Raw genomic sequence first — 13,064 nt, 5'->3', positions numbered from 1 at the left:
TTGATTGAGGACACAATGCGAACAATGCAGAAAAACTATATGAATTGGCTGAGCTTACTATGCCTTGCGCTACTTGTGGCTTGTGAGCGTCCAATGCCCATGTACGGCTCCCCTGAGCATAATGCTTTACATGGCATCATCAATGATGGGAAAACCGTCAATCAGATTACGCTGTTCAATGACAGGAATGATTTTCGACCCACATTGCGATTTGACCCTGAAATTACAGTTCGTGCTGCAACTCTTGGTTGGGATGCGTATAAAAATCCAACCAAAATTCGTCCAGGTTGGGCAAATAAAATTAATATAGTTCTTGGTTTTACAAAAAATAAGAAATTGTTGGCGGCTAATAAAATTCCTGAAAATGAAATATTGGGTTTTGTATATATAGATTTCATCGCTAATCTTGGTGATAGCCCTGATTGGAATGCCAAGCAAAATAAACTCATTGCTGAAATAATTGCCAGATCGCCTATTCGTAACCAAAGAAATGATTGGGGTCTACACGAATATATGGTTGTAGATGGGAAAGAAGTTGACAGGTATGTTTATGTGCCAATCGACCAAAAATATAATGGTGGGCGAGATTATCCTTTTAGCATTCACTGCAATACAGGTGCTCTAATCGAAGATAAAGTACATCCATTGACAAATTGTGTCGCCAACCTTCTCTATAAGCCCGACATTGCTGTTACTTATGCATTTAGCCCTAATTTGTTGCCTTATTGGCGAGAGATTTATCGGGAGCTACATGTATTTTTTGATCAAACGGTTCAGAGATAGGATTTCCTTTTTGATTGAGGACACAATGCGAACAATGCAGAAAAACTATATGAATTGGCTGAGCTTACTATGCCTTGCGCTACTTGTGGCTTGTGAGCGTCCAATGCCCATGTACGGCTCCCCTGAGCATAATGCTTTACATGGCATCATCAATGATGGGAAAACCGTCAATCAGATTACGCTGTTCAATGACAGGAATGATTTTCGACCCACATTGCGATTTGACCCTGAAATTACAGTTCGTGCTGCAACTCTTGGTTGGGATGCGTATAAAAATCCAACCAAAATTCGTCCAGGTTGGGCAAATAAAATTAATATAGTTCTTGGTTTTACAAAAAATAAGAAATTGTTGGCGGCTAATAAAATTCCTGAAAATGAAATATTGGGTTTTGTATATATAGATTTCATCGCTAATCTTGGTGATAGCCCTGATTGGAATGCCAAGCAAAATAAACTCATTGCTGAAATAATTGCCAGATCGCCTATTCGTAACCAAAGAAATGATTGGGGTCTACACGAATATATGGTTGTAGATGGGAAAGAAGTTGACAGGTATGTTTATGTGCCAATCGACCAAAAATATAATGGTGGGCGAGATTATCCTTTTAGCATTCACTGCAATACAGGTGCTCTAATCGAAGATAAAGTACATCCATTGACAAATTGTGTCGCCAACCTTCTCTATAAGCCCGACATTGCTGTTACTTATGCATTTAGCCCTAATTTGTTGCCTTATTGGCGAGAGATTTATCGGGAGCTACATGTATTTTTTGATCAAACGGTTCAGAGATAGGATTTCCTTTTTGATTGAGGACACAATGCGAACAATGCAGAAAAACTATATGAATTGGCTGAGCTTACTATGCCTTGCGCTACTTGTGGCTTGTGAGCGTCCCATGCCCATGTACGGCTCCACGGAGCATAATGCTTTACATGGCATCATCAATGATGGGAAAACCGTCAATCAGATTACGCTGTTCAATGACAGAAACAATTTTCGCCCTACATTGCGATTTGATCCTGAAATTACAGTTTATGCTGGCACTCTTGGTTGGGATGCGTATAAAAATCCAAGCAAAATTCGTCCAGGTTGGGCAAATGAGATTAGGATTAGCCTTTCTTTTACAGCCGATCATAAACTGGTACCAGACAAAAAGGCTGCTGAAGAGAAAACATTGGGCGTTATAGACATTGATTTTAACGCTAGTTTGGGTGAGAGCCATGAGTGGAGTGCTATGCAAAAGAAGTATATTGATGAAATAATTGCGAAATCACCTATTCGTAATCAAAAGGATAATTGGGGTTTACACGAGTATATGGTTGTAGATGGGAAAGATGTTGAAAGGTATGTTTATGTGCCAATCGACCAAAATTATAATGGAGGGCGAGATTACCCTTTCAGCATTCACTGCGACGCCGCAGCTCAAATCGAGGACAAAGTGCATCCATTGATAAATTGTGTCGCCGACCTTGTTTACCAGCCGGATATTGCTGTTACCTATAAATTTGTCCCTAAATTGTTGCCTTATTGGCGAGAGATTTATAGGGAACTACATGTATTTTTTGATCACGCGGTTCAGAGATAAATTTTATTAAACTAATTAGGATAGATATGCATAAATTCACAGCAGCACAAATAGCACAAATCAAGCAACTTGCTGAGGCGGGGGAAGTAAATGGTAACTATAGTCATATTTATAAATACATAGCTAGTATATTGCCAAATAGTAGTGAAAAGCGCTGGTTTGAAGGAGCAGAGCTAGCCAATTCCGGTAAGGGTATTTTTTCTGAATTTATTCGTAGTTATAGCAAGAAACAGATGGAATTGCGCGGTGCGACGAATTATTCAGATGACTTGATGCAGAAGGCGTCAAATAAAGTAGCTAAAAATGCACTTGCTGATATTTTGGGGGCGAATCCCAATACCCGACGTATTAGGGAGGCGGATGCTTATGGTAATGTAGTGGCGCCAACCATGACAGATATCGCCAATGCAGATGCAATTGGTGTGGGCGAGACACTATTTGAAACTATTCCTGCCGACAGTGCTATTTTTAATAATCAAAACGCTGGTTGGGCTGGTACTCCTTTATTTACCGGTCTTGGCTCAGATCAAACTTATCGTTTGTTTGGCACGTCAGAACGCGGAGCATCTTTCGACAAAATCGACGATCTGCGCAATGTTTTATTTGCGCGTCGCGCATTTTATGTTGCATTGAAAAGTGCTGTGGCTGCTGCGGCTAGTCCGAAGAGTTTGAAGGATTTTCAACTTTTTACCGACATCGGTATTAGCGTTGAGACCGCAATGGCAATGGATTTGAGTAATTCCTTGGCATCGAACTCGCTGTTTGCGACGATGATTCCAGCCACCAGTCCAGCTCGTTCGCTGGTGCAGGAATTGAGCACGATTACCGATGCGAATGCTTTGGATATGCTACGGCGTAGTGTGCTGGGGACAAATTTGACGCCAGCAAATGAGGCTAATTTTGATCAGCTTGCGCTGGATTTTTTCCGGCAATTGGGTGATGTAAAACAGTTAGGTTTGCAAAAAAGCCCGCCTGCCTCGACCTTGCTGGCAGAGGCCAAGACGGATTTTCTCAGTTTCATGGCACTTCACAACCTCAGCCTGTTTAAACTGACTGGGGCAGAGTCCGAAGCTTTGGTAAGAGAAAAACAGCCGGGTTTGTATGAAAAATGGCAGGCAGATCAAGCCCTGGAGGGCGATGATGTGCGGCGCAGTTTTACACAGCAGTATTTACTCGATCGCTTGAATGCTTTGAATATGATTCAGCAGACCGTTTCTCAAAACGTGATGCAGAGCCAATTCACCGATGTCTCAGAATTACCAGAGGGTGGCCGTATTTACTCGAAAACCAGTGTTGCTTTTCCACAAAGCAAGGTGACGATGGATTTGGCTTCCAATACCAGCTTCATCCAGAACCCGTTGGCGATGAGTCGTCCAGAAAATACCACGACAGTTATTTTTGGTCTGGAAACTGATGATAAGCAACTGTCGGGCAGGATTGGTAAAGACCATATTTATGCTGGCAGTGGCAATGACTGGGTTTATGCTGACCAGGGGAACGATTACGTTGAGGGCAATGACGGCAACGATACCATCAATGGTGGCGCCGGGAATGATCATTTGCGTGGCGATAGCGGCCTCGATTCGCTCAATGGCGAATTGGGCAATGATACCTTGCAGGGGGGAAATGGTTTTGACACCCTGGTTGGTGGCGAGGGACGCGATAAGCTGGATGGTGATGATGGTGATGACGTGCTGGATGGCCGTGATCAAAATGGCCCAGACGGCGATGAATTGAATGGTGGCTCAGGGTTTGATACCTACTATGCCGATCAATTCGATGAAATTTCTGATAAAGATGGGCGCGGCGCAGTTCTGATGAATGGCATTAAGCTTGGTTTCGCGCGGCGCTATGCTGGCCAAACAAGCTACTATGATAAAGATGGAAATCGTTTCGATTTGAGCGGCAGCACCTTGAAGGTAAATGGAAATCTGACAATTAAAAATTTCAGAATGGGTTACCTGGGTATTTATCTTGATGAAATGCAAAGACCAATACCTGGCCCGAACTATGATCCACGTAGAAATTTTAATCCGCTTGATCCGCTTGCTTTCGATTTGAATGGCGATGGAAAAATTACCACGATTGGTAGTGCGCAGTCATCAACCTATTTTGATTTTAATTTGGATGGGATTGCCGAGCATAGCGGTTGGATTGGCGCTGACGATGGCTTGCTCGCGATTGATGCAAATAAAAATGGTTTTGTCGATAATTTATCTGAATTGTTTGGCAATAAAAATATAGATGGCTATAGTGATTTGAAGCAACGCTTGGATAACAATCACGACAATGTGATTGATGCCGGCGATTCCGGCTTTGCACAATTACTGATGTGGCAAGATACCAATAGCGACGGCGTTTCCCAAGCCGGAGAATTACAAACTCTAACGCAGTTGGGGATTGAAAGCATCAACTTGAGGCCAACTCCGACGCGAATTTTGGATTTTGATAATATTATTACGGCAACCAGTGATTTCGTGCAGCATGGTCAGAAAAAACTGTCGGCGAATCTGGAATTTTCCGTCAAGTTTGACTTGACTGATTCCAACCCTTACCGCGCCTTGGATCAGGCGCCGCTGCTCGGTAGTGATATTTTCGCATTACCTTGGTTGCGTGGCTTTGGCTTGGTGAAAGATTTGCATCAAGCGATGGATGAAAATCCAGCCTTAAAGCCATTCCATTACACACAACTCAGTCTTGCAATGCGCCCATCTCGCGTAGAGTCCTGATTGTCTGAGCCGAAACTTGAACATCCTGTAGACCTCGCCAGATTGTTTTCACGCCAGGCTCCCCGTCATGTTTTCGTGCGAGAAAACCGCCGACACGGGCTACCATGCGCAACACCTCGTTCAAGCCCGGCATAGCGGGCGCCTTCTTTTTATTGAGCAGATAAGCCGCTCGGATTTCGTCGGGATCGAAGAACAAAGTGGCGTCGAGATCCGGACAGGTACGTCCCTTACGCATCAGGTACGCGATACGCCAGGCCACCACCATAAACAGCGCCAGCGCCCGCTCCAGCCGGGCCATGGTGGACAGTTGCAGTTCTTCGACTTCACAGCCATTCTTGAGCACATTGAAAAAGATCTCAATTTCCCAGCGCGCGCGATACCAGTCGATCAGTTCGCTGGCGTCGGCCAAGGTTTCCGCGCGGCGGTTGGTCAGCAAGCGCCATTCCACCGGTTTGATGCCCGTCGGCGGCTGCACTTCGGATGCTACGATGCAGGTCGCCTCGATCTTGCCGCGCTTGCCATCACGCAGCAGAACGCGCTTGGCCCACACCTGCTGACGTACCTGGCGCGCCCTTTGCTTGCCGCGCCCGGCCATGATGAAGCTGATCTCGCCCAGCGGCATACCGGCCGTGGTTTCAGGCCACAGGCGTTTGCTTTCGCCGTCAGCCAGACAGCGATCATGCTTGGCGCGCACCAGCCAATCGGCAGGCGTGCCCAATTCGGCTGCGCGCCGCAGCATTCCCATCATGTCCGCTTCGCGGTCAGCCACATACACCAGACGGGTATTGGGCAACTGGGTCGCCTGCTCGGCGACCCGCTCGTAGCCCTCTATCCAGCGTTCACTCTCTTTTACGCTGGCGGGGCGCTTGCCGTCAGCGCCACGCTCTTCACGCGCCCACATCCAGCCATCGAGCAGGCCCAGCGGCTCACGCTCTGGCGACACCGCGTAGGTCGGATGCACATACATGCCGCGCCGCGCTTCGTAGTTGAGCGGGCCGAGGCCGTCGATGTTTTGGCCGCTGAAGTCCAGTTCGGTGGTGTCCTGAATGCACAGAATAACCTTCTGCGTCGCCATGCGTTCCATGGTGCGCGCCCAATGTGGCGCCAGAATGCCATCCCATGTCACCTCCGGATTGGCCATAAAGCGGTAGGCCGCTTGCGTCTCCGTCCAGTTGTCGCATGCTTCGGGAATGCTGGCCTTCGGTTTGGTCGCGAATGTTTCCATCAATTTTCTCGCCCTGTTGTTAAGGCGGGCATCGCCAAGATCGAGTCCGCCAAACTCATCGTCGGTCCAACTCTGTGCTGCTTGCTTTCTGCTCACGTGCGCCGCCCAAAAGATGTGAGTAAACGCGAAATCCGGTAAGTTTACAAGCGGGCGTGCAACTCATTGAATGTAAACGGATTTCTGGCCGCGTTCAGGGCGTCCTGCGGAGATGTGTGTAATGGAATGCCTTAAAGCAGGCCGCCATAGATTTAGCCAGTCAGAGCAGCAGCGATATCTTGCGCAATTTTGAAGGTTTTCTGAAAATATGGACGGGCTTGGCTGCCGCACATCAAGCAAAGGGCGTGAATCGCAGCTATCTCACGCCAGAAGATAAGACTTGGACGATGGAAACTTTGATGGGTTTGAGCAATGGCAGACCCATGATTGAGGCAACCGGCTTTACCAAAATTGCGGAGATGGATACGCCTTATCTGGATTCAAAATATCAACCTTTTTTAGCCAATAATGCTTTGCGTTTTGCTATGCAAGCCAGAGGGGCTGATTGGTTTGAAGGCGCGCATTATTCCTTGGCCCTGAATCAATTCGTGGTGAATGATGCTGAGCTTTTGCAAAGTAGCCTGCAAGCCAGTTTGGCAAGAATCACCAGCAGCGCAGAATCGGATTTTGCGGCAGCGATGTTGGCGCAGTTTCAGCAGGACGCTTGCGAGATCGCGCCAGAAACCCTGCAAACCTGGTTGTCTACCTCGCCATATGCAGACTATTTCTTGCGCAATCCCGGTGTTGAGAAAATTAACTTACATACCACGTCTGGTATTTTCACGGTACCTGCTGCACATCAGCTTACACGTGGCGCTATGGGGAGCGATATCATTTTTGGCCAAAGCGGTAGCGATATCCTGTTGGGTGGCAAAGGGGCGGATGTCCTGGGCGGCGGCGCTGGGGATGACATCTATCTTTTCGAGCGCGGCGATGGCGTAGATTTGATTGAGGATGGCGGTGGTAACGATAGCGTAGTATTTGGGCGCGGCATCGTGGCTGATGATATTCGGATTACGCGTGACGCCGATCATCTGTATCTGTCGATCAAGGGCGGCACGGACCGCATCGCGATTGGCCATTGGTCAAACGATTTGCCCGGTACGCAAATCGAACGCCTGGAATTTTCTGACGGCACAGTGTGGGATAGTGCGAAGATTACCGCTATGTCACTGCTCGCTACGGAGGAAAGCGATTTGCTGATTGGCAGTCATGGTGATGACTTCATGCTGGGCCTGCAAGGCAATGATAGCTTGTTTGGCGAAGCTGGTAATGACACCATTAGCGGTGGCAGTGGCGATGATATTGTTGACGCTGGTCGTGGCGACGATGTCTATCAATTTGCGCGTGGCGATGGCCGCGACACCATAGCCGATTCTGCTGGCACGGATACGATGCAATTTGCTGAAGGGATCAGCCCTGCCGATGTGCGCGTGCGACGCGATCTTAACAATTTCTATCTGAATCTCAAAGATAGTAGCGAAGGCTTGGCTTTACAAAGTCGGATTGCCAGAGGAGGGCCGGAAATTGAGCAAGTCCGTTTCGCTGACGGCTCGACGTGGAGTAGCGCCGACCTGATCGCGGCAGCCTTGGCGCCGACTGCTGAGGGCGACTATTTGGTAGGTGGGCAGGGCAACGATTCGCTGGACGGTTTGGCTGGCAATGACACGCTGGATGGCGCACTTGGTGACGATAGTTTGCATGGCGGCAGTGGCAATGATTTATTGGAAGGTATTTTAGGGAATGACACCTTAGATGGTGGCAGCGGAAACGATACCCTCAAAGGTGGCGTGGGTAATGATGTCTATCTATACGATAGGGCAGGCGGCCAGGATGTGATTCAGGATGCAGGGCTGGGCAATGCTATTCATCTGGGGCCCGGGTACACCAAGGCTAATCTGGAAATCTGGCGCGATAGGCACAACGTCTATTTTGGCAATTACGCGGCTGGCGATATTTTGAAAGTAGAGGATGGCCTTGGCCGTTTGTATAAGGTGGTCGATTATTTGCGCTTTGCAGATAACACCATATGGGGTGAAACTGAGTTTGCCAATGCCAAGTATGCTGGCGCCAATACTACCGATCTTTTGGAGGGAGATGCCAAGAGCAATTTGATTGAAGGGCGCGAAGGTGACGATACTTTGTATGGCAATCTTGGACGCGATACCTTAGCCGGCGGCAGCGGCAATGATTTGCTCGACGGCGGTACGGATGACGACGTGTATTTGCTCAATGCTGGCGATGGCCAGGATACTTTGCTGGACAGCAGCGGTAATGATGTCATTAAGTTGGGCGCGGGCTTCACACCCGAGAATGTACAGATTTGGCGGGATCGTTCAAATTTGACTATCTCGGCGCTTGGCTCAAACGAAAGCATCACCTTGCAAGGGTGGTTCGATGTGGCTGGCCCGCGTGGCGATAGCGTGATCTTCGCCGATAACACGGTATGGGATGCTGAGCGCTTGGCAACGGCGCCGTTTAACGGCACGAACGATAATGACATCATCTATGCCACGCAAAACAAGGAAAAATTGCAGGGCTTTGCTGGTGATGACTATCTTTATCTAGATGCTGGGGATGATACGGTCGATGGTGGTAGTGGTAATGACACCTTGGACGGTGGCGCAGGCAATGATTGCTATTTGTTTGGCGCTGGCTATGGCAAAGACAGCATCATTGAGGCTGCCGGGGTAGATAGGGTCAAGCTAGTGGGCAATATTGCTACCTCACAGATCAAATTGTGGCGTGATAGTTCGCATCTCTACCTTGGTTTGTATCCTGCTGACGCAGAGGATCATGCAGCAAATCCGGCGGACGTGTTGTGCATACAAGGCTGGTTTGATGCGCTGACAAATCAAGTGGAAAGCCTGCACTTTGAAAATGGCGTGGTATGGGGTAAGGAGGTGTTAGCGCGCGCGACTTTCTTGGCGACCCCTGACGCCGATGTATTTGTTGGTTCGGAAAGCGATGATGTCTTACATGGTTTGGGCGGCCATGACAATTTGTCCGGTAATGGCGGCAATGACAGCTTGGATGGCGGTACAGGCAATGATACTTTGACTGGTGGTGAAGGGGACGATAGTTATTTGTTTGACCTTGGTCATGGGCAGGACACGATTATTGATTCCGGCGGGGTGGATGTGATTCAACTCGGCAGCCGTTTGAACCTTGGGAATGTGCAGATTTGGCGCGATGCGGCGAATCTGTTTGTCGGTGTCAAGGGGACGGAAGATGTGTTGATGGTCGAAGCCTGGTTTTTGGCAAATGCCAGCCGGGTGGAAAGTATACGTTTTGCCGACAACACCGTCTGGAATACTGAAGTCTTAGCCAATGCCGCATTTGGTGGTACGGCGGCTGACGATGCCTTAACTGGCAATGCTGCGCCTAACTTGTTGTATGGCCTGGCTGGTAATGATGTGCTGGTCGGCATGGAGGGCAATGATACGCTCGATGGCGGCTTGGGCAATGACAGCCTGGAAGGTGGCATTGGTGATGATAGCTATATATTTGGTATGGGCTATGGTCAAGATGTGGTGGTGGATGCCGCAGGTAGCGATGTGATTCAATTGAGCAACGGCTTGAACGTCAATAATGTCCGCATCTGGCGCGATACCTCGCATTTATACCTTGGTGTGAATGGCAGCGAGGATGTGTTGACCATACAAGGGTGGTTTGATGCGGTGGCAAATCGGGTAGAAAGCATTCGCTTTGCTGACAATACCGTGTGGAACACCGCGACTTTGGCGGCTGCGCCATTTGCCGGTAGCAATGCAGATGACACACTCAATGCCACCAATGCTAACGATACGCTACTCGGCTACGGCGGTAACGACAGCTTGAGCGGTAATGCGGGCGATGATGTGTTGGATGGTGGGACGGGTAATGACTTTTTGGACGGCGGCCTGGGGAATGATACTTATCACTACGACTTGGGCAGTGGTCAGGACAGCATTACCGATGCTGGCGGCGCCGATAGCATCAAGGTGGGTGCTGGTCTGAATCCTGGCAATACCATGCTATGGCGTGACGCTTCTAATTTGTATTTTGGCACTCCCGGTACAGCCGATATCCTTACCATGCAAGCTTGGTTTGATGCGAGCGCGAATCGCATTGAAAGTATCAAGTTTGCCAATAATACCGTCTGGAATAGCGCGACCTTGGCGGCTGCCCCATTCGGCGGCACGCAGGGTGCTGACTACCTCTACGGAAGTGCTGCCAGCGAAAGCTTTTTTGGCTTTGCCGGTAACGATGTGTTATTGGCAGATGCGGGTAATGACAAGCTTGATGGCGGCGCCGGTGACGATGCTTTGTATGGCGCAGATGGCAATGATAGCTATGCCTTTGGCCGTGGTTATGGCAAAGATACGATTAGCGATAGCGCCGGTAGCGATACCGTGTTCTTCAATGCAGACATCAGCGCGCAAGATTTGCTGGTGACGCGTGATGCGGCGCATCTGTATCTGCATCTGCAACACACCCAAGATAAGCTGGTTGTGCAAAATTTTTATGCCGATCCGCTGTACAAAATCGAGCAGCTCAAATTTGCCGATAGCACGTTGTGGGGCCAGACCGAAATCAATGCGCGTATGAGTCAAGTCAGTGAAAGCGCAGATTTTTTCTGGGGCTTAAGCAGCAATGAACTAGTCGATGCCTTGGCGGGTGATGATCAGGTATTTGGCAATGAGGGCAATGATAGTTTGCATGGCGGGAGTGGTGACGATACCTTGGATGGCGGTCTTGGCCTTGATTTGATGAGCGGTGGCTTAGGCCAGGATGTGTTTATTGTCGATAACGTCAGCGATGTAGTCAGCGAAGCTGCCGGGCAAGGTGTAGATACGGTACAAAGCTATGTCACGTTCACGCTTGGCGAACATCTTGAAAATCTGGTTTTGCAGGGTTCAGCAGCGATTTCCGGCACAGGTAATGCGCAAGATAATCAATTAAGCGGTAATGCCGCTGATAACGCGCTGCTCGGTGCAGAAGGCAATGACAGCCTGCTTGGTGGTGGCGGCAATGATACGCTGGATGGTGGTGGTGGCGATGACTTGATGGCAGGTGGTGCTGGCAATGATCTGTATCTGATCGATAGCGCCCTGGATACGGTCAACGAATTGGCGGATGAAGGTTTGGACAGTGTGCAAGCCAGTGTTTCATTTAGCTTACCCGACAATGTCGAAGACCTCAGCTTAACCGGAAGCCAAGCGATTACCGCTTATGGCAATGCACTCAATAACAATCTGCTGGGCAATACCGCCGCCAATTTGTTAGTGGCGGGTGCGGGTAATGATAGTCTGGATGGCGCTGGCGGAGCGGATACGCTGCGCGGCGGGCTGGGTGATGATCAATATTGGGTTGATGATAGCGCGGATAGTTTGTACGAAGAACTGGCCGAGGGTGTCGATACGGTGACCAGTAGCGTCAGCTATACCTTGCCCGCGAATCTGGAACATCTGTTGCTGAGTGGAGTGGCTGCGCACTACGCTGGCGGCAATGCGTTGGATAATAATTTGACCGGGAACGCCGCCGCCAATCAGTTATTTGGCGCGGCTGGCAATGATGTGCTGGATGGTAAAGCTGGTGCTGATACGCTGCTTGGCGGTGATGGTGATGATTTGTTTATCGTCGATAATTTGGCCGATGTGGTAACGGAAGATGTGGCGCAAGGTTACGATACGGTGCAAGCAAGTGTGACCTTCACCTTGCCTGAGAATCTGGAAAACCTGAGCTTGACAGGCGGCGCGGCGATCAACGCCACAGGTAATGCCGCCGCCAACGTGTTAGTGGGCAATGCCGCCGTAAATACGCTCATCGCTGGCGCTGGCAACGATACTTTGGATGGTGGTGCAGGGGCGGATAAATTGCTGGGCGGTAGTGGCGATGACGTTTATATTCGCGATAACACTGCTGATGTGATTACCGAAAATGCGAATGAAGGCGTGGATATGGTCAAAACTGCGCTGACTTACACCTTGTTGGCGAATCTGGAAAATCTGCAATTGACGGGCAATGCCGCGATCAATGGAACTGGTAACGAGTTGAATAACCTCATCATCGGCAATCAAGCCAATAATGTGCTGGATGGCTTGTTTGGCGAGGATACTATGAGTGGTGGCTTAGGAAATGACACCTATACCGTGGATAATCTTGCTGATGTGCTCATCGAAAACTTCAATGAAGGTCTGGATACGGTCAAAGTTGGCTTGAGCTATACCTTGGGGGCAAATCTGGAAAATCTGCAATTAACTGGCAGCGCCGCCATCAATGCGACCGGCAATGCCGCAAATAATGCGCTGACCGGAAATGCTGGTGCGAATGTCTTGGATGGTGATGCCGGTGCCGATACGATGGCAGGTGGTGCGGGCAATGATATTTATATTGTGGACAATAGCGCTGATGTGGTGAGCGAAGCGGCGAATGCTGGTACGGATTTGGTCAAAGCCAGTGTTAGTTTTACCCTGGCAAGCAATGTCGAAAATCTAAGCCTGACCGGAACTGCGGCGGTGAATGCGACAGGTAATGCCAGCAACAATGTTTTGTTGGGTAATAGTGCTGCGAACACGCTTAACGGCAATGCAGGCGCGGATAGCATGAGCGGTGGCGCTGGAGATGATGTGTATGTGGTTGATAACATCGCTGATCTACTAGGGCGTGTTGACAATTAACAGCACTTTGGATGGGAATTTTCAAAAAAAGCTGTTAACTTTT

At 49.1% G+C, this 13,064-nt stretch carries 6 protein-coding genes; 5 read left to right on the top strand and 1 reads right to left on the bottom strand.

The genetic code is table 11. The annotated features are described in order from the left end of the window. The first annotated feature begins 39 nt into the window (after positions 1-39). From V8J88_RS20425 to V8J88_RS20410, 4 genes are read left to right on the top strand one after another with little or no spacing between them, the layout of a single operon-like run. Complete coding sequence (locus tag V8J88_RS20425; RefSeq protein ID WP_338846101.1) at positions 40-783, top strand: hypothetical protein; 744 nt, start codon at positions 40-42, stop codon at positions 781-783. A 49-nt stretch (positions 784-832) separates the two neighbouring features. Continuing rightward, positions 833-1,576 (top strand): hypothetical protein, encoded by a 744-nt coding sequence (locus V8J88_RS20420; RefSeq protein WP_338846101.1) that lies wholly within the window; start codon positions 833-835, stop codon positions 1,574-1,576. A gap of 49 nt (positions 1,577-1,625) precedes the next feature. Further along, positions 1,626-2,369 carry a hypothetical protein gene (locus tag V8J88_RS20415; protein ID WP_338846100.1) on the top strand — a complete coding sequence of 248 codons (744 nt, stop codon included), beginning with the start codon at positions 1,626-1,628 and terminating at the stop codon, positions 2,367-2,369. A gap of 26 nt (positions 2,370-2,395) precedes the next feature. Further along, on the top strand, positions 2,396-5,098 hold the full coding sequence (locus V8J88_RS20410) for a calcium-binding protein (RefSeq protein ID WP_338846099.1): 2,703 nt from the start codon (positions 2,396-2,398) through the stop codon (positions 5,096-5,098). Here V8J88_RS20410 and V8J88_RS20405 read toward each other — a convergent pair. Beyond that, positions 5,061-6,419 carry an IS4 family transposase gene (locus V8J88_RS20405; RefSeq protein WP_338844729.1) on the bottom strand — a complete coding sequence of 453 codons (1,359 nt, stop codon included), beginning with the start codon at positions 6,417-6,419 and terminating at the stop codon, positions 5,061-5,063. The genes V8J88_RS20410 and V8J88_RS20405 overlap by 38 nt on opposite strands. Positions 6,420-6,598: 179 nt before the next feature. On the opposite strand from V8J88_RS20405, the gene V8J88_RS20400 reads away from it, so the two are divergent. Next, positions 6,599-13,021: a calcium-binding protein gene (locus tag V8J88_RS20400; RefSeq protein ID WP_338846098.1), complete on the top strand. Its 6,423-nt coding sequence runs from the start codon at positions 6,599-6,601 to the stop codon at positions 13,019-13,021. Positions 13,022-13,064 lie beyond the last annotated feature (43 nt).

This window comes from Massilia sp. W12, from assembly GCF_037300705.1.
In the GTDB taxonomy this organism is placed as follows: domain Bacteria; phylum Pseudomonadota; class Gammaproteobacteria; order Burkholderiales; family Burkholderiaceae_D; genus JACPVY01.
The sequence above is the reverse complement of the archived record's forward strand: the minus strand, read 5'-3'. Positions and strand labels throughout refer to the sequence as shown.